At 62.8% G+C, this 17,033-nt stretch carries 17 protein-coding genes; 4 read left to right on the top strand and 13 right to left on the bottom strand.

The genetic code is table 11. The features are described from left to right. Positions 1-20 precede the first annotated feature (20 nt). A complete protein-coding gene (gene katG, locus SZ64_RS12455) occupies positions 21-2,174 on the bottom strand; it encodes a catalase/peroxidase HPI (protein ID WP_054531117.1) in 2,154 nt (717 codons plus the stop codon). Positions 2,175-2,402: 228 nt separating this feature from the next. On the opposite strand from katG, the gene SZ64_RS12450 reads away from it, so the two are divergent. The 3 genes from SZ64_RS12450 to SZ64_RS18765 all read left to right on the top strand — a co-directional run bounded on the left by SZ64_RS12450 (position 2,403) and on the right by SZ64_RS18765 (position 5,186). Next, the gene (locus tag SZ64_RS12450; RefSeq protein WP_082384578.1) at positions 2,403-3,413 is read left to right on the top strand and encodes a nitronate monooxygenase; all 1,011 of its coding nucleotides are present in this window, start codon (positions 2,403-2,405) and stop codon (positions 3,411-3,413) included. 14 nt (positions 3,414-3,427) lie between these two features. After that, a complete protein-coding gene (locus SZ64_RS12445; protein WP_054531115.1) occupies positions 3,428-3,877 on the top strand; it encodes a GNAT family N-acetyltransferase in 450 nt (149 codons plus the stop codon). A 652-nt stretch (positions 3,878-4,529) separates the two neighbouring features. Next, on the top strand, positions 4,530-5,186 hold the full coding sequence (locus SZ64_RS18765) for an FkbM family methyltransferase (RefSeq protein ID WP_054531114.1): 657 nt from the start codon (positions 4,530-4,532) through the stop codon (positions 5,184-5,186). A 78-nt stretch (positions 5,187-5,264) separates the two neighbouring features. Here SZ64_RS18765 and SZ64_RS12435 read toward each other — a convergent pair whose 3' ends face one another. Beyond that, positions 5,265-5,948 carry an alpha/beta hydrolase gene (locus SZ64_RS12435; RefSeq protein ID WP_054531113.1) on the bottom strand — a complete coding sequence of 228 codons (684 nt, stop codon included), beginning with the start codon at positions 5,946-5,948 and terminating at the stop codon, positions 5,265-5,267. Positions 5,949-6,191: 243 nt separating this feature from the next. Beyond that, a complete protein-coding gene (locus SZ64_RS12430) occupies positions 6,192-7,595 on the bottom strand; it encodes an aminomethyltransferase family protein (protein WP_054531112.1) in 1,404 nt (467 codons plus the stop codon). Between the two features lie 117 nt (positions 7,596-7,712). Between SZ64_RS12430 and SZ64_RS12425 the strand changes: the two genes are divergently transcribed. After that, complete coding sequence (locus SZ64_RS12425) at positions 7,713-8,114, top strand: VOC family protein (protein WP_054532240.1); 402 nt, start codon at positions 7,713-7,715, stop codon at positions 8,112-8,114. Positions 8,115-8,266: 152 nt separating this feature from the next. Here SZ64_RS12425 and SZ64_RS12420 read toward each other — a convergent pair whose 3' ends face one another. The 10 genes from SZ64_RS12420 to SZ64_RS12380 form a co-directional block, all read right to left on the bottom strand. Next, positions 8,267-9,166 carry a TauD/TfdA family dioxygenase gene (locus tag SZ64_RS12420; protein WP_054531111.1) on the bottom strand — a complete coding sequence of 300 codons (900 nt, stop codon included), beginning with the start codon at positions 9,164-9,166 and terminating at the stop codon, positions 8,267-8,269. A gap of 4 nt (positions 9,167-9,170) precedes the next feature. Continuing rightward, positions 9,171-10,418 (bottom strand): MFS transporter, encoded by a 1,248-nt coding sequence (locus SZ64_RS12415; RefSeq protein ID WP_054531110.1) that lies wholly within the window; start codon positions 10,416-10,418, stop codon positions 9,171-9,173. 78 nt (positions 10,419-10,496) lie between these two features. Beyond that, positions 10,497-11,501, bottom strand: a complete 1,005-nt coding sequence (locus SZ64_RS12410; RefSeq protein ID WP_054531109.1) for an NAD(P)-dependent alcohol dehydrogenase — start codon at positions 11,499-11,501, stop codon at positions 10,497-10,499. A 100-nt stretch (positions 11,502-11,601) separates the two neighbouring features. Next, complete coding sequence (locus tag SZ64_RS12405) at positions 11,602-12,375, bottom strand: glutathione S-transferase family protein (protein ID WP_054531108.1); 774 nt, start codon at positions 12,373-12,375, stop codon at positions 11,602-11,604. A gap of 32 nt (positions 12,376-12,407) precedes the next feature. Then, positions 12,408-12,599 carry a hypothetical protein gene (locus SZ64_RS12400; protein ID WP_054531107.1) on the bottom strand — a complete coding sequence of 64 codons (192 nt, stop codon included), beginning with the start codon at positions 12,597-12,599 and terminating at the stop codon, positions 12,408-12,410. An 11-nt stretch (positions 12,600-12,610) separates the two neighbouring features. Then, positions 12,611-13,357, bottom strand: coding sequence for an SDR family NAD(P)-dependent oxidoreductase (locus tag SZ64_RS12395; RefSeq protein WP_054531106.1), 747 nt, complete (start codon positions 13,355-13,357; stop codon positions 12,611-12,613). After that, positions 13,357-13,812, bottom strand: a complete 456-nt coding sequence (locus SZ64_RS12390; protein ID WP_241773102.1) for a protein tyrosine phosphatase family protein — start codon at positions 13,810-13,812, stop codon at positions 13,357-13,359. The genes SZ64_RS12395 and SZ64_RS12390 overlap by 1 nt, the downstream gene beginning before the upstream one ends. A 134-nt stretch (positions 13,813-13,946) precedes the next feature. Beyond that, positions 13,947-14,819, bottom strand: coding sequence for an amidohydrolase family protein (locus SZ64_RS12385; protein WP_082384576.1), 873 nt, complete (start codon positions 14,817-14,819; stop codon positions 13,947-13,949). A gap of 47 nt (positions 14,820-14,866) precedes the next feature. Continuing rightward, the gene (locus tag SZ64_RS18640; protein WP_156313636.1) at positions 14,867-15,334 is read right to left on the bottom strand and encodes a hypothetical protein; all 468 of its coding nucleotides are present in this window, start codon (positions 15,332-15,334) and stop codon (positions 14,867-14,869) included. A 64-nt stretch (positions 15,335-15,398) separates the two neighbouring features. Then, the gene (locus SZ64_RS12380) at positions 15,399-16,913 is read right to left on the bottom strand and encodes an aldehyde dehydrogenase family protein (protein WP_054531104.1); all 1,515 of its coding nucleotides are present in this window, start codon (positions 16,911-16,913) and stop codon (positions 15,399-15,401) included. Positions 16,914-17,033: the final 120 nt, after the last annotated feature.

The raw sequence follows: 17,033 nt of genomic DNA, 5'->3' as shown, positions 1-17,033 counted from the left end.
CGGCCCCGGGCTGGGAACGATCAGATGGCGTCGAACCGGTCGGCGTTCATCACCTTGGTCCAGGCCGCGACGAAGTCCTTCACGAACTTCTCCTGATTATCGTCCTGAGCGTAGACTTCTGCATAAGCGCGCAGGATCGAGTTGGAACCGAAAGTCAGGTCCACTTCGGTGGCGGTCCACTTCACCGCGCCCGTCTTGCGGTCACGGATTTCGAAGACACCGCCGCCCACTGGATGCCAGCTGTTGGCCATGTCGGTCAGGTTGACGAAGAAGTCGCTCGTCAGGCTACCTTCCCGGCCGGTGAGCACGCCATGCTTGCTGCCGCCGTAATTGGCGCCCAGTGCCCGCAACCCGCCGATCAGCACGGTCATTTCCGGGGCAGTGAGGCCCATCAGCTGGGCACGGTCCAGCAGCAATTCCGCCGGGCGCACGACATAGTCCTTCTTCTGCCAGTTGCGGAAACCGTCATGGATCGGTTCCAGCGGTTCGAAGCTGTCGGCATCGGTCTGCTCGTCAGTCGCGTCGCCGCGGCCGGGGGAGAAGGGCACGGCGATGTCATAGCCGGCCGCACGGGTTGCCTGTTCGACAGCGACATTGCCTGCCAGCACGATCACATCCGCCATGCTGGCACCGGTTTCGGCAGCGATCTGTTCCAGCACCGGCAGCACCATGGCGAGGCGCGCAGGCTCATTGCCTTCCCAGTCCTTCTGCGGGGTAAGCCGGATGCGCGCACCATTGGCACCGCCGCGCATGTCGGACTGGCGATAGGTGCGGGCGCTGTCCCATGCGGTGCTGACCATATCGGCGATGCTGAGGCCGCTGGCGGCGATCTTCGCCTTCACGGCTTCCACATTGTAACCCGTGCTGCCAGCCGGGACGGGATCCTGCCAGATCAGGTCTTCGGCCGGAACGTCAGGCCCGAAATAGCGGACCTTCGGCCCCATGTCGCGGTGGGTCAGCTTGAACCATGCGCGGGCGAAGACTTCGCGGAAATAGTCGGGATCGTTGTAGAACCGTTCCGAAATCGCGCGATAGACCGGATCCTTCACCATCGCCATGTCGGCATCGGTCATGATCGGGTTGTAGCGGATCGAAGGGTCTTCAACGTCGACCGGCTTGTCTTCCTCCTTGATGGCGATCGGTTCCCACTGATTGGCGCCGGCCGGGCTTTTCTTCAGCTCCCAGTCGTAATTGAACAGGAGATAGAAATAGCCGTTGTCGAACACGGTGGGGTTCGTGGTCCATGCGCCTTCGATCCCGCTGGTCACGGTATCGCGGCCTTTGCCCTTGCCCTTCGGGTTCGCCCAGCCGAAGCCCTGCTGTTCCACGGGCGCACCTTCCGGATCGGGGCCGAGCAGGCTGGCATCGCCATTGCCGTGGCACTTGCCCACCGTATGGCCGCCTGCCGTGAGAGCGACGGTTTCCTCGTCATTCATCGCCATGCGGGCGAAGGTTTCGCGCACGGCCTGTGCGGTCTTCAGCGGATCGGGCTTGCCGTCCACACCTTCGGGATTGACGTAGATGAGGCCCATCTGGACCGCGGCCAGCGGGTTTTCCAGCGAGGTTTCATCGTCGGCGGAGGCATAGCGGTCCTTGCCCAGCCATTCCTTTTCCGCGCCCCAATAGATGTCCAGTTCCGGGTGCCAGATGTCTTCGCGCCCGAAGCCGAAGCCGAAGGTCTTCAGGCCCATGCTTTCATAAGCGATCGTCCCGGCCATCACGATCAGATCGGCCCAGCTCACCTTGTTGCCGTATTTCTTTTTGATCGGCCACAGCAGGCGGCGCGCCTTGTCCAGGCTGACATTGTCGGGCCAGCTGTTGAGCGGGGCGAAACGCTGGTTGCCCGTGCCGCCGCCGCCGCGGCCATCCGCGATGCGATAGGAACCGGCCGCGTGCCAGCTCATGCGGATCATCAACCCGCCGTAATGGCCCCAGTCCGCCGGCCACCAGTCCTGGCTGTCGGTCATCAAGGCATGCATGTCGGCCTTGAGCGCCTCCACATCCAGCTTCTTCAATTCCTCGCGATAATCGAAGTCCGGCCCCATTGGGTTGGTCTTGCGATCATGCTGGCTCAGGATTTCGAGGTTCAGGCTTTCGGGCCACCAGCCCATATTGGCCATGGAGGTGGTGGTATTGCCGCCATGCATGACGGGACATTTGGCTTCGGCGTTCATGACATCTCTCCTCTTCAGGGTACTGCGGGACAGAATTCGCCCTGACGGGCTCAACCGTTTGGCTGATGTGATCCTATGCCCTTAAGTCAGTTCGTCAAAACCGATTAAAACGCGAACAGTGATCGCTTGATCCGATTTGATGCGAAAGGCTTGCGCGGCGCGGCGCTCGCCGCCAAAACGCGCGGCAACCGGCCCCTTTGTGGGCGTCCTATCGAGAATACCCAGCCTATGACCGCATTCCCCAAGACTTCCGCCCTGATGCAACGCGGCGCCGAATTCCTCGGCAGCGATTATGCGATTCTGTGCGGGGCGATGAGCTGGGTTTCGGAACGCAATCTGGTGGCGGCGATCAGCAATGGCGGCGGCTTCGGCGTGATCGCCTGCGGCGCGATGACGCCCGAATTGCTCGATGCGGAGATCGCCGGGACGAAGGCCCTGACCGGCAAGCCCTTCGGCGTGAACCTCATCACCATGCACCCGATGCTGTTTGACCTGATCGAGGTGTGCAAGCGCCATCAGGTCAGCCATGTGGTGCTGGCGGGGGGCATTCCGCCCAAGGGCAGCGTGGAAGCGATCAAGGAGTTCGGCGGCAAGGTGCTGGTCTTCGCGCCCACCCTGGCGCTGGCCAAGAAGCTGCTGCGTTCCGGCGCGGATGCTCTGGTGATCGAAGGCAGCGAGGCGGGCGGCCATATCGGCCCTGTGGCCACCAGCGTGCTCGCACAGGAATTCCTGCCGGAGCTGGCCGCCGATCACGTGGTCTTCGTGGCGGGTGGCATCGGCACGGGCGACATGATTGCCGCCTATCTGGAAATGGGCGCATCGGGCGTGCAGCTGGGCACCCGCTTTGCCTGCGCCACGGAAAGCATCGCTCACCCGGATTTCAAGAAGGCCTTCTTCCGCGCCAATGCGCGCGATGCAGTGGCCAGCGTGCAGATCGACCCGCGCCTGCCGGTGATCCCGGTGCGCGCGCTGAAGAACAAGGGCACGGAAGAATTCACTGCCAAGCAGCGCGAAGTGGCCCAGAAGCTGGATGACGGCGAACTGGACATGGGCGCGGCCCAGCTTGAGATCGAACATTTCTGGGCCGGCGCGCTGCGCCGTGCGGTGATCGATGGCGATGTGGAATCCGGCTCGGTCATGGCGGGTCAGTCGGTCGGCATGGTCAAGGCGGAAGAACCCGCCGCCCAGATCATCCAGACGCTGATGGCCGAGTGCGAAGCCGCGCTCAGCCGGAAGTGATGGAGCGCCCCTGAATGGGTGCCATTGCCATCAGGCATGCAGAGGCAAGCGATGTCGATGCGCTGGCGGGCCTGTTCGATGCCTATCGCCAGTTCTATGCCCAGCCGTCCGATCTGCCCGGCGCATGGCGTTTCCTTTCGGAAAGGCTCTCGCGCGGGGAATCGGCAATCTTCCTGGCCGAGCTGGACGGGGAGGCGGCAGGCTTCACGCAGCTCTACCCCTCTTTCACCTCGGCAGGGATGGCGCGCATCTTCATCCTCAACGATCTGTTCGTGGCGCCCGAAGCCCGCGGGCAGGGCGTAGCCACGGCGCTGTTGCGCCGCGCGGCCGAATATGGGCGCGGCGAAGGGGCAGTGCGGCTGGTGCTTTCCACCGCGACGGATAATTTCACGGCGCAGGCCCTGTATGAGCGCGAGGGCTGGCTGCGGGACGATGCCTTCCTGACCTATCGCCTGGGGTTGTAGGGGGGCTCCACATCCGTCCGTCCTGAGCCGGTCGACGGACGCGCGCGTTGCGGTGTCCAGCGGGAGGTTCTGCGCCGCTTGTTCCTGCACTTGTCGTTTCACGCGGCACTTCGCCCGCCATTCGCGCAGCAAACCGCACCAGAGGGATCTCATGCGGGTGCCCCGAAACACCGGCCCGGACCCGTCCGACGGGTTCCTCCCCCTGGCCTCAATCCGCATTTGCCAGCGGAGGGTGCGTGTGTTTGCCTTCCTTGTCACTGCGAGCGGCAAGGCCGCGCGGCAATCCAGAGCCTGCGCGCGAGCCATTGGATTGCGTCGCTGCGCTCGCAATGACGAATGGAAGGGCCGTCACCCCCGGCGAAAGCCGGGATCGCTGGCGGCTGGGTGCCCAGACTACAGCGGCTCCGGATTAGGCGTGGGACGGCGCGGGGATCACCAAAAGGCGCCCTGCGACCGATGGGGCCCCTTGGGACAGGCCGTCCCATATGCCCCTCACCCTGTCGCACAGCGGGATGCACCGGCATGCTTTGGCAACCCTTCCGGCCATATGCTGCGGCCAATTCAGGCAATTGGACGGGGATGCATGATAGAGCGACTCAAACGAGCAGTTTCCGTTCTCGGTTATATCCCGGCCGCGCAATGGCTTCGCTTCATGCGGTTCAAGCGCGGACAGGGCCATGGCGAGGCGGAGTTCCAGGTTCGCCATCTCAGCCATCCGGTGATTGCCCGGGCAGGCACCACCGATGCGATTGCGATGGAATATGTCTTCGGCTCGCGGTCGCATTTGCCGCATGCCCCGCTGCCTAAAGGGGCGGTGATCCTCGATCTGGGCGCCAACGTGGGCTATGCGGCGGCCGATTTCGCCAACAGTTTCCCCGATGCCAGAGTGATCGCGCTGGAGCTGGATTCCGCCAATGCGGCGCTCGCCCGGCGCAATCTGGCGGCCTATCCCAATGTCGAGCTGGTGGAGGCCGGGATCTGGTCGGAAGATGGCGAGATGACCTATGGCGGCCAGCGGGCCGACGGTTTCGCGATCGGCAAGGGGGAGAAGACCGCGCGGACGATCAGCCTCGCCACTCTGCTTGACGAGCGCGGCATTGCTGCGGCCGATTACGTCAAGATGGACATTGAAGGCGCGGAGTGGGAACTGTTCCGCCACCCCGACTGGCTGGCCCGCGTCAACGCGCTGAGCGTGGAAGTGCATGACACGGACTGGATGGACCCGGTCGAGGAAATCCTGCAGCAAAAGGGCTTCGTCACCTCGCGCCAGGCCGATCACTGGTCGGCCATCTATGCCAGCCGCCCCTAAGGCCTGACCCGGCGCGGCCCGCCCCCAGTTGCATCCCCGGGCGCTGGGCCGAGGGGCTGCCGGGGGCGCTCGAGCAGGCTACCCAGCCAGCCCCAGCAGGATCTCCGCGATCTGTTCCGGCTGGTCACTCATCACATGGTGGCTGGCCTTGCTCTCGTGATAGTCGCAGGCCGGGTCCGCCTTGGCCTTTTCGGCAAAGCGGGTGAAGGGGGTGGGCTGCCAGTCCGTGGCATAGACATAGACGTGACGCGGGATCTTCTTTTCCTCGCCCGTCAGCTTCACCCCTTCCAGCAGGGTCAGCAACGGGTGCAGGCCCACGACATTTGGGACGATCTCGAAATCGATCCCGCCGATGGGGGGCACCAGGCCCGGCGTGGCCTTCTGCCGGTCGATATACCAGCTATGCTCGAACTCACCGGTGATGTCCCACAGGGACTGGCCATCTTCGGGCCAGAAGGCATCCAGATAGGCCAGCGCGTCGATCCGCGCGCCCAGCTGCGCGGCAACGCCTGTCACCACCATGCCGCCATAGGAATGGCCTGCCAGGATGAAGCGATCGAACCCGGCGGCGGTGATCTGCACCAGCACGTCGTTGATATGGTCGGTCAGCGTGATGCCCGGATGTAGTTCGTTCTGGCGGATGCCGATGCCCTTCAGCGCGCAGACCAGCACCTTGTGCCCGGCAGCCTCCAGATCGACGCGGGTCTTGTCATAACTCTGCCCGCCGCCCCAGGCGCCGTGAACCAGAACGTAATTGGCCATTATTCTCTCCCGATAATTCCGTCCAACCAGCCCAGTTCATCCTGCGCCTGTTGAAGCCTGTCCTGAGCAGCTGCTGCAAGCAGCCAGCCGAAGGTGACGCGCGAGAGGCTTGCACAGCGCGCTTGCTTCGACAAGCTCAGCATGAGCGGGTTGAGCGAATGGGCAAAACCCTCAACCCCAACGAAAAAGGCCCGCCACCTTGCGGTAGCGGGCCCTTTCTAGCTTGCCGTTAGGCCGAGGGGATTAGCCCTGGCGGCCCGAGCGCCAGCCTGCCTGGTAGGTGTCGCCAGCCATCTGGCTGTACGGAACCGGCGAGACGATGGCGCGGACGTTGATCTGCTTGTGCGGTTCAACGGTGGTCTTCTTGGTGCCGCCGTTTTCTTCGCCCCACACAACGTGCAGTTCGGTGCCCAGCGGGATTTCGTGGTCGATGGTGCCCAGCGACAGCGCCTTCTTTTCGTTGAAGGAGAAGCCGGTGAACAGCGAGAGACCAACGTTGTTGCCGTCAGCGTCGACGACCGAGTCGTAGTTGCTGTTGGCGTAGTTAGCGAGCGGAAGGTCGAAGAACTTGTACTGTTCACCTTCGGGTTCGAACAGCGAGGAGACGATCTTCTGGATGTCTTCCTTGTTCCATTCGAGGGTGACCTTCTTGCGCTGGACCGACGGGTCGATCTTTTCGAGCGCTTCGCGGCCGATGAAGTCATGGTCGAACTTCACGAACGGACCGTAGCCCAGTTCCCACGGGTTCAGGTAGTAGTCTTCGATGGTCTTGCCGACGAAGGAACCGCCGATAGCGCCGGTGGCTTCGTAGCTGTCGGCACCGAGCCACTCGCGGTAGTCCTTGAGTTCGTCGCCGGTGTAGATCGGAGGCAGCGGGCTCGGGATCCAGCCCGATTCCAGCGTGTTCGACGGATAGGCGCGCGAACCGACGGCGATCAGGCCGAATTCTTCACCAGCCTTGAGGATTTCGTCGCGGATGTAGTCCTGTTCTTCGTACGGACCCCAGATTTCGAGACCCGGCGAACCGGCCATGCCGTGACGCAGCGTGCGGACGGTCTTGTTGCCGATCTTCATTTCGCTCATGTTGAAGAACTTGAGCTTTTCGAGCGAACCGCCGTTCAGCTTTTCGATCACGTTCCAGGCCTGCGGACCCTGGATCTGGAAGCGCCAGGAGATACGGTTCACGGGCTTGCCCATCGGGCGGCTCGGCGAACGCGGATCGTTGATGATGTCGACGTTGTAGTTGCCCTTCTGGGCCTGGAACATCAGCCAGTTGGCAGCCGGAGCGCGGCCGACGTAGACGAATTCGTCTTCTTCGAGCCAGAAGATGATGCCGTCGCCGATGACGTGGCCGGCCGGGGTGGTCGGGACGTACTGCTTGGCCTTGTTCTTTTCCCAGCCCTTGGGCGAGTTCACCATGGTGTCCGACAGCAGCTTCAGCGCGTCAGGACCCTTGATGTACAGGTCGAACATGTGGTGCGACTGGTCGAACAGCACGGCGCTGTGCTGCCATGCCCACTGTTCCGAACGCCAGTTCGAGAATTCCGGCGCGACGACCGGGTACACATAGGCACCGATCTGCGAGTTGCGGAGCGTGGCGACGATGTCGCTGCTGCCCTGCACGATTTCTTGGAGGTTCTTTGCCATGCTGATTTTTCCTCTCACTTATGAAAGAATCATATATGCGAAATTGTATGCGGCACATACAATATTGGGCTATGGCTGCAAGCGAAAAGAGGCCGAAATGCACAGGAGATGGACCATATGAACGTCGAGGCGCTGGACCACGTCAACATCATCACCGACAGGCTGGATGAGACCGCGGATTTCTACGCAAAACTGCTTGGCCTCGAACGCCGCGACGCGCCCCCTCCGCTCACTCCGGAAACCGCAACATGGATGTTCGACTCGGAGAACCGGGCGATCATCCACATCAACTCCACCGACTGCTATCGCGCCTATGATCGCGAAGTTCAGCCCGGTGAACTCACCGGTGCGCTGCACCATGTTGCGCTGAAGTGCAATGGCTATGAGGAGGTGCTCGGCCGCCTCAAGGATATGGGCGCGGAGTATCAGGAAAACCTGGTTTCCGCGATCAACCTGCGCCAGATTTTCACGCCCGATCCCAATAACGTGCTGCTGGAACTGAACTTTTTCGCTGATTGAGAAAGATCCTCCCTGTCCCGCATTGCGGGATGGGGAGGTGGCAATCGCGCAGCGATTGACGGAGGGGTAACATCGCTACCCCTCCACCCCGACACCTGCGGTGTCGCGGTCCCCCTCCCCATCGCTTCGCGACAGGAAGGAGCATTTTCCCCTTAAGCCGGAACCCCGCCCGCCGTCGTCGTGCGGTACATTTCGCGGCGGAAGCCGTCATAGTCGTTCGGGCCCAGATGCATTGTGCTGCGGTTGTCCCACATGGCCACCATGCCGGGTTTCCAGCGCAGGCGGCAGGTGAAGGCATGCTGCACCGTATGCTGCACAAGAAATTCGATGATCGGGTGCGCCTCATGCGTGGTCATGCCTTCGATTCCGACGGCATAGGTATCGCAGATGAAGAGGGATTCCTCGCCCGTTTCGGGGTGCGTGCGCACAAGCGGGTGGAAGCTGCCCTTCAGCCCCTGTTCCTGCTTGCCCGCATCGCCGAAACCGATCGCCTCGCCGCGCAATTTGGCCTGAGTGGCGAAGTTGTTTGCTGCGCTCATGTGCACGCGAAGGCCGCGCAGCATATCCTGATAGGTCTTTGACAAATGGCGGAAGGCCAGCGCGCAATTTGTCCAGCAGGTATCGCCGCCATAGGGCGGGCCTTCCACCTGCCGCAGCGTGGTGATGCTGGGCGGTTCGGGCAGGAAGGGGCTGTCCGTATGCCAGCCGCCGCCGAACAGCGAGGGAGTGACCTCGTCCGCTTCCTTGATGATCGGGTGCACGTCGCGATGTTCGGGCACGCCCTGTGTATAGGCATCCACCGCGAAGGGCCCGAGGCGCGATGCGAAATGTTCATGCTCGGCATGGCTGAGGTGCTGGTCGCGCAGGTAGATCATCTTGTGCCGGTAGAGCGCCTGCTTGAGTTCCTCGATCCCCTCGTCGGAAAGGTCGGGCAGGCGCACGCCAACCACTTCCGCGCCCATGGCGGCTGCCAGCGGTTCAACGGTGAAGTTCCGGTATTCGCGCGGATGATTGTCGAAATCGCCGCATGGCGTGACGCGCACTTCCCACATCGTATCAGCTCTCCATTGCCGCGACCTTGCGAGGCGCGGTTTCTTTCAGGAACAGTGCAACAAGCGCGGCCGTCAGTGCAAGGCCGATGCAGGTGAGGAACACAGCCTCCAGCCCGAATGCATCGGCCAGCGGCCCCACGATCAGCGGCGCGGCCACCCCGCCGAACAATTCCGCCGTGCCCATGGAAAGGCCCACGGCGGTGGTCGCCAGCGCCGGGCTGACGCTTTCGGTCGGCACGGCGGCGCAATAGAGCGGAGCAATGCCCAGAGGCAGCCAGCCGAGCAGCACGGCCAGCGCCAGCACCATCGGGTCAGGCGGCAGCAGCAGCAGGGCTGCGGGGCCCAGCGTGCCTGCCAGAGCGCCCCATACCAGCACCGGCTTGCGCCCGATCCTGTCCGACAGCAGCGGCAGGGCAATGCCGCCGATCAGCCCGGCCCAGCCGCCCATGCCGACTACCCAGCCGGCCGTGGTCGGCTCCAGCCCCTTGGCCTTGGTGAGGAACAGGGTGAGGTAAGTGCTCTGCAGCACCAGCCATGCGGTGAACAGGCCCGCGATGAGGAGCGAGGCGCGCATGTTGCGGTTCTTCAGCAGCACGCCGAAGGCCGCGAAAGTCGATCCCTGATGCTCGGCGGGGCGAGCCGCCTGTGGCGGATCGCGGCGGATCAGGAACAGCATCATCGCCGCCACGGCAAGGCCGGGCAGAATGGAAAGGAACATGGCCGTGCGCCAGCCATGGGTCGCGCCCAGCTGGGTCGCCACGATGGGGCCGATGAAGCCGGCAATGCCGAAGGCGCCCACCATCTGCATGAAGCCCATGTTCAGGCCGCGCCGTTCCGGGCTGCTGGTCTGCAGGATCAGCGTCTGGCTGATCGGCACGATCGGCCCTTCCGCCGCGCCCAGTGCAAAGCGCGCCAGCAGCAGCACCAGGAAGGTGGTGGCCAGCCCGCTGACGCCTGACAGCAGCGAGAACAGCAGGGTGCAGATGATCAGCACGGTGCGGCGCTTGCCCGTGCGATCCGCGATCTGGCTGCCGAAGAAGGAACTGAGCGCGATGGCCAGCGAAAGCGCACTGGCCGTCCAGCCCACCTGCGTGTTGTTCAGCCCCAGATCGTCCACGATGAAGGGGGCGAGGAAGGCCACGGTCTGCCGGTCGAACCCGACGACGCCATTGGCCAGAGTCAGCACGATCAGCAGGCCGAACTCGTACGAGCGGCTGCGCGCGGGCGCCTGGCCCGCCTCCACACTTGCCATCAGATCCTCTCCCCAAACACGGACCTTGCGCGCCGGGCGGCTTCGTTTCGAAGTCTCGCCCGGCGTGAAGGGTTGGTCTTACAATTCGATCACGGTCTTGCCGAAGCTCTCCGGCCCCCAGGCATGGGCATAGGCGTCCTTGGCCTGATCGAAGCCGAAGCTCTTGCCGATCACCGGCCTGATGCCGTTTACGTCCACTGCGGCGTTGAGTTCGCGCGCCATCGCGGCCGAGCCGACGAAGATGCCGCGCAGGGAACCGCCGGTCATCATCAGGGCGCGCGGATTGGGCCCGCCTTCGGGCGAAAGCACGCCGATGAAGGCCACTTCACCCAGAGTGCGCAGGGCCGACATGGATTGTTCCGCCGTGCCCGCGCCGCCCACTTCGATCACCTTGTCCACGCCGCCGAAAGTGCGGGCGATATGCGCCCCCCAATCGGGCACTTCCTTGTAATTCACGCCATGCGCCGCGCCGAGTTCCTTCAGGCGCGCCAGCTTGGCATCGGAAGAGGAAGTGGCGATCACTTCGCAGCCGCTGGCCCGCGCGATCTGCAGGGCGATGGTGGAAACGCCGCCGCTGCCCAGCACCAGCACGCGATTGCCGGGTTTCAGGGCGCGCGGCCCTTCATGCAGCGCATTCCACGCCGTAACGCCCGCGCAGGGCATGCAGGCAGCTTCGGCATAGCTGAGGCTCTCGGCCATCGGCACTACGCCGCTGGCGGGCAGCACCACCAATTCGGCCAGCATGCCGGGCGAAATGCCGTCACCCAGGGCGGGGCCCATGCGCGGCGGCCCTTCGATCCACAGGGGGAAGAAGCTGGACTGGACCTTGTCGCCCACCTTCACCGAAGTAACGCCCGCACCCACGGCCACCACTTCACCGGCACCGTCGGACAGGGGCACGGCGGGCTTCTGCAGCACGCCGCCGAAATATTTGCCGGCCACCACTGCGAAGTCGCGATAATTGATGGACCACGCCTTGGGCGCCACCAGAACTTCCCCCGGGCCGGGCGTGGGATCGGGCAGGGTATCCTGATAGAGCTTGTCGAAACCGTCGGACCCGGCAGGCATCAGCCATGCGCGCATTATCGTTCTCCCAATCTTCTCGATGTCAGATCAATGGAAGGGTTTTAGGGCCTTTCCCATATTTGGCCATCCGGCGCGGCGGAATAATCCGCGCGCGCTCTCAGCGGTCCCCGCTCCAGGTGCGCAGGCCCGGCGTGGTGCGATCCTCACCCGCCAGCGCGGCCTGAACGGCGGGGCGGGCCATCACCGCCTCGCGCCAGGCGACAAGGCGCGGATAGGTCGTATCCACTTCCATTTCGGGGAACATGCGCGCCACCATCAGCCCGCAATGGGCGAAGAAATTGATGTCGGCGAGGGAATAGGAATCGCCAGCCAGCCATTCGGTTTCCTGCAGCTGCCGTTCGATCTTCTGCAGGGCATAGACGATCTTGTCGGTCGCGTTCTGCAGTTCCGCTTCGGAGAAGCCGGAACGGGCGGCGGCCCATTTCTTGCGCTGGTCGGGCAGGGGGATGTGGCTCAGCAATTCCTCGAAAGTGCCAGCATCGATATTGCGCGCGATCACGCCCACCATGCGGTGCCAGCCATGCATGGAGACATGGTTCATCACATGCTCGTCCACGAACTTGTTCCAGTAGCGCATCCGCGCCGCGCCCAGCGGAGTGCGGGGGCGCAGCGGGCCGCTTTCCGGATTGGCATCGGGGAAGGCGTCTTCCAGATATTCGTTGATCACCGTGGTATGAGTGACGATCGTCCCGTCATGGTCCAGCACCGGGACCTGCCCTTCGGGATTGATGGCCACGAACCAGTCGGAATGCTGCTCGAACTTGTGCAGGTCGACATAGTGGCTCTCGTAAGCGAGCCCCTTTTCCTTCAAGGGGATCATCGATTTGAGCGAATTGGCCAGCGGCTCGGCGTGGTAATATTTCAGGGCCATTTCATTTCCTCTCCAGCGCGTCTTCGCGTCTATCAGTCAATCACCGGATCGTTATTTGAACGGCCCGACCTCCCATGCCTGAGCGCCTGCTCCAACGCCTGCGTAATCTGGACGCGGAAATAGTCGGCCCGGTGTTCCTCAGGCAAAGGCAATCCCATGGAAACGATCTTCTCGACAGTATGCTTGGCCCATTCGTTGTAGGTAAAATGACCGTTGGGTTTCATTCCGCCCTCCTTCAGACCTCGATGCTCTCCAGCACGCCGCCGTCCACGGCCCAGTCCTGACCGGTCACATGGCTCGCCGCGTCTGACAGCAGGAAACAGGCGACTTCGGCCAGTTCTTCCGGGCTGCCCATGCGGCGCTGTGGGACGCGGGCAGCGATCCTGTCGGCCTGTTCGGGCGGGATGCGGTCCAGCGCCTCGGTGCGGATGAAGCCGGGAATGATGCAATTGGCGCGGATGCTATGCGGGGCCATTTCCACCGCGATGGCGCGGGTCAGGCCCAGCACGCCATGCTTGGAGGCGACATAGGCCGGGTTCATCGCCATGCCGCGCTTGGAACCCATCGATCCGGTGACGAGGATCGCGCCCTTGTTCGCCTCGATCATGGCGGGCAGCACTTTCTGGATTGCCCAGAACACGCTGGTGAGGTTCACCTTGATCGTCTGTTCGAACACATCGGGATCGAAGGAGACGGCGGGCGTGAAGCCGCCGGTCAGCCCGGCATTGGCGAACAGGCCCTCAATCGGCCCGAAATGGGCGGCGGCGGCTTCTAGCGCGGCTTCCAGCTGGGCCTTGTCGCCCACATCGGCGGCGAAGCCTGCGGCATTGGCGCCGAGCGAGGCGACCGCTTCGTCCAGCATTTCCTTGCGCCGCGCGATCAGCGAAACGCGCGCGCCTCGCTCCGCCAGCATCCGCGCGCTGACCAGGCCAATGCCGCTGGATGCGCCGGTGACGACGATGTGCATTCCCTTGAAGTGCATCAGGTTTCACTCTCTCCAATGAAGGCCGCCCAGGCAGGGGCGGCGGGGTGGTCGCTCTTCTGCGGCGACCATTGGCGTTCCATCAGCGCGCGGGCTTCGCCCTCGGCCATGCCGCGCGCCAGATTATAGCGATAGAAGAAGGCGGAGACCCGCCAGTTGGCGATGCAGTGGACATGCACCGGCGCCTCAACGGCACTCAGCGCATCCACGAAGGCGCGGAAGTGATCCTCGCCCGGCGCATCGAAGGGCACGGGGATGTGAGTATAGCCGATCCCCGCGACGGCGAGCTTTTCGCCCTCATCGGCCAGCGCATCGGGATGGTCGTCCAGCGCCAGATTGATGACATGGGCAACCCCGATTGCGCTCAGCCGGGCAATGTCAGCATCCTCGATCCGCCCGGAAGTGGTGATCCGGGGGGAAAGGCGTTGCCAGCCTCTGATGTCCTCCGGGTCCACCAATTCCCAACCTCCGTTCGTCCTGAGCTTGTCGAAGGGCGGCTCTTCTTTCTTCCGGGCCGGACGAGAAGGAAAAGCGGGGCTTCGACAGGCTCAGCCCGGACGGGTCTTTGCCAGACCCGCCCGATTATCCGTCAGACCAGCCCCAGCACCTTGGCGGCGTTGTCCTTCATGATCAGCGGCATCACTTCCTCGCGGAAGCCCACTTCCTGTGCGGTGGCGATCCACTTGTCGGGGTGGATCAGCGGAAAGTCGCTGCCGAACAGCATCTTATGCTTCAGCTGGGTGTTGGCGTACTGGATCACCTGCTTGGGGAAGTATTTGGGGCTCCAGCCCGACAGGTCGATGTAAACATTGGTCTTGTGCAGGGCCATGGACAGGCTCTCGTCCACCCAGGGCCAGCTGGGATGGGCCAGGATGATCTTCATGTCGGGGAAGTCCACCGCGACATCGTCGATCAGCATGGGCTGGCCGAACTTCAGATGCATGCCGCCGCCGCCGCGCATGCCGGTGCCCATGCCGGAATGGCCGGTATGGAAGATGGCGGGCAGGCCATATTCGGCGATCACTTCATAGATGGGATAGGCCATCCGGTCCGCCGGGTGGGCGTTCTGGGCGATGCCGTGGAACTTGAAGCCCTTCACGCCGTAATTCTCGATCAGGTCGCGGGCTTCGCGGGCGCCATACTTGCCCTTGTGCGGATCGATGCTGGCGAAGGCGATGCAGATATCGTCGTTCTTCAGCGCCTGTTCGGCCACTTCGTAATTGCTGACGCGCTTGGCGCCCATGCCGCTTTCACAGTCCACCGTGAACAGCACCAGCGCGATGTTGGTTTCGCGGTACAGTTCGATGATCTCGGGCATCTTGGGCCGTTCGCGCGGCGCCTTGAAATAGGTGCTGGCGGCATCGAAGAATTCGCCCATCACCGGATCTTCCGGATCGTGGCACGAAACCTCTGCATGAACGTGGACGTCGATGGCGCGGATTTTGTTCAGGTCGATTGGCATGGGATTTTCCAAGTTGAGGTAACATGCGCATTAAAAATCTAAGATTGCTAATTAAGCGGACCGTCAGTTTTTGCAGCCTGCCAGATTTTTTGCTCTAGAGAGCTCAACTCACGTTTCAGTATTCGCTGACAAACCGTGATATAATGAGGGTTTGCGCCATACCGGGATTCAATATCGGCAACTCCAAGAAACGCATACATCGCATTCTGTAGTTCCTCATAATCTGGATCTTCTGGGTTCATTAGAAGCTCAATTTTGGTACCAGACTCATACCACTCGCGAGTTCTAAAATTATCTAAATCAGGTGTGACGCCATAAGATTGGAACATAGCCATCGCGTCGCGCAAATTATTTATCCGAGCCTGATGAATTTCTGATATTTTTAATGAGTGTAAAGATCGCAACTGCTTATTGAAATTGCGCCATTGTATAGAAATTGTGAGAAGAACTCCGATGAGGGCGAGGGTGGCAACAATTATCGGAATTGCCGACACCCAAGGAGGATTTGCCTGCATACCCTGGAGCTTTCTCGAGCAATACTAGGCCCACCCCGATGAGTACCGGGGTGGGCCTTGGAAATCACAGCTTCATCAGCACCGACTTGGTTTCGAGGTAAGCCTCGAGACCCAGGCGGCCCTGTTCGTGGCCGATGCCGCTTTCCTTGTAGCCGCCGAAGGGCAGCGCGGGGTCGATCATTGCGTGGCAGTTGACCCACACGGTGCCGGCCTTGAGCTGGCTGGCGATGCGCACGGCGGCGCTGGCGTCTTTGGTCCAGACACCGGCGGCAAGGCCGAACGGCGTGTCGTTGGCTTCCTTCACCACTTCGTCGAGATCTTCGAAGCGCTGGGCGACCACGACCGGGCCGAAGATTTCCTCGCGAACGACGCTCATCTGCGGGTTCACGTCGGTCAGGATCGTCGGGCTGACATAATAGCCGCCATTGTTGGAAGGCACATCGCCACCCATCAGCACGGAAGCGCCATCGCGCTTGCCTGCTTCGATATAGCCGAGCACGCGTTCATGCTGTTCCTTCGACACCAGCGGGCCCATGTGCCCGGCCGGGTCGAGCGAGGGGCGCGGTGCCCAGAAATCGGCGGTTTCGGCCATGCCTTCAACCACCTTGTCGAACACGGACTTGTGCGCATAGAGGCGCGAACCGGCGACGCAGACCTGGCCCGAGTTGAAGAAGATCGCGCCGGCAACGCCCGGGGCGGTTTCGGCAACGTCGACGTCGGGCATGACCACCACCGGGCTCTTGCCGCCCAGTTCCAGCGTGACGTGCTTCAGCGTTTCGGTGGCGTTGCGGTTGATCAGCTTGCCGATTTCGGTCGAGCCGGTGAAGGCCACCTTGTCGACATCGGGGTGCTTGACCATGCGGTCACCCGCGGTGTGGCCATAGCCGGTGATGATGTTGACGACGCCGGCGGGCACGCCTGCTTCATTGATCAGATCGGCCAGGCGCAGCGCGGTAAGGCTGGTCTGTTCGGCAGGCTTCAGCACGGTGGTGCAGCCAGCAGCCAGAGCCGGGGCGATCTTGAGGCAGGCCATCAGCAGCGGGAAGTTCCACGGCACGATCTGGGCGCAGACGCCGACCGGTTCCTTGACCGTATAGGCGAACATCGTGCCGCCCGGCAGCGAATAGGGGGCCTGCGTTTCGCCGCCGATCTTGCCGGCCCAGCCAGCCATGTAGCGGAAGTGGGCGGCAGCGCCCGGCACGTCCACGGCGCCGGCCATGCCCACGGGCTTGCCCACGTCGATCGCTTCCAGCTCGGCCAGTTCGGCGCCATGGGCTTCGATCAGATCGGCGATCTTGTGCATGGTCTTTTCACGCACGATCGGGGGCAGGTTGCGCCAGCGGCCATCGTCGAAAGCGGCGCGGGCAGCGGCAACGGCCCTGTCCACGTCCTTGTCGGTGGCTTCCACGAAGCTGGAGATGACCTTGCCCGACGAGGGATCTTCCACGTCGATGGTCTTGTCGCCCGAGCTGTCGACCCATTCGCCGTTGATGTAGAGCTGCGGCTTGCGCGCAAGGGCCGCCTTCACGGCGTCCGAATATTCCCGCTGGGTGCGGTCGATGGTGGTGATCTCGTTCATCTCAGGTCCTTTCCCGAAGCGATTCCCTATTGCTCGCTCAAACTACCACAAAATCCATGCCCCTGCCCACCGCGCCTGGCAATTGGGAAGGGGCCTCAACGTAACGCGCGTTATAATCTC

The sequence above is a fragment of the Erythrobacter sp. SG61-1L genome, from assembly GCF_001305965.1.
Lineage (GTDB): Bacteria > Pseudomonadota > Alphaproteobacteria > Sphingomonadales > Sphingomonadaceae > Andeanibacterium.
This window is presented reverse-complemented; position numbering and strand designations above follow the sequence as displayed.

Coding starts and splice junctions, on each gene's coding strand:
- SZ64_RS18765 (WP_054531114.1), top strand. CDS start 4,530: ATGCGGTTCAAGCGCGGACAGGGCCATGGCGAGGCGGAGTTCCAGGTT.
- SZ64_RS12405 (WP_054531108.1), bottom strand. CDS start 12,375: ATGGCCCTGAAATATTACCACGCCGAGCCGCTGGCCAATTCGCTCAAA.
- SZ64_RS12415 (WP_054531110.1), bottom strand. CDS start 10,418: ATGGCAAGTGTGGAGGCGGGCCAGGCGCCCGCGCGCAGCCGCTCGTAC.
- SZ64_RS12395 (WP_054531106.1), bottom strand. CDS start 13,357: ATGCACTTCAAGGGAATGCACATCGTCGTCACCGGCGCATCCAGCGGC.
- SZ64_RS12450 (WP_082384578.1), top strand. CDS start 2,403: ATGACCGCATTCCCCAAGACTTCCGCCCTGATGCAACGCGGCGCCGAA.
- SZ64_RS12410 (WP_054531109.1), bottom strand. CDS start 11,501: ATGCGCGCATGGCTGATGCCTGCCGGGTCCGACGGTTTCGACAAGCTC.
- SZ64_RS12425 (WP_054532240.1), top strand. CDS start 7,713: ATGAACGTCGAGGCGCTGGACCACGTCAACATCATCACCGACAGGCTG.
- katG (WP_054531117.1), bottom strand. CDS start 2,174: ATGAACGCCGAAGCCAAATGTCCCGTCATGCATGGCGGCAATACCACC.
- SZ64_RS12420 (WP_054531111.1), bottom strand. CDS start 9,166: ATGTGGGAAGTGCGCGTCACGCCATGCGGCGATTTCGACAATCATCCG.
- SZ64_RS12445 (WP_054531115.1), top strand. CDS start 3,428: ATGGGTGCCATTGCCATCAGGCATGCAGAGGCAAGCGATGTCGATGCG.
- SZ64_RS18640 (WP_156313636.1), bottom strand. CDS start 15,334: ATGCAGGCAAATCCTCCTTGGGTGTCGGCAATTCCGATAATTGTTGCC.
- SZ64_RS12385 (WP_082384576.1), bottom strand. CDS start 14,819: ATGCCAATCGACCTGAACAAAATCCGCGCCATCGACGTCCACGTTCAT.
- SZ64_RS12400 (WP_054531107.1), bottom strand. CDS start 12,599: ATGAAACCCAACGGTCATTTTACCTACAACGAATGGGCCAAGCATACT.
- SZ64_RS12435 (WP_054531113.1), bottom strand. CDS start 5,948: ATGGCCAATTACGTTCTGGTTCACGGCGCCTGGGGCGGCGGGCAGAGT.
- SZ64_RS12430 (WP_054531112.1), bottom strand. CDS start 7,595: ATGGCAAAGAACCTCCAAGAAATCGTGCAGGGCAGCAGCGACATCGTC.
- SZ64_RS12380 (WP_054531104.1), bottom strand. CDS start 16,913: ATGAACGAGATCACCACCATCGACCGCACCCAGCGGGAATATTCGGAC.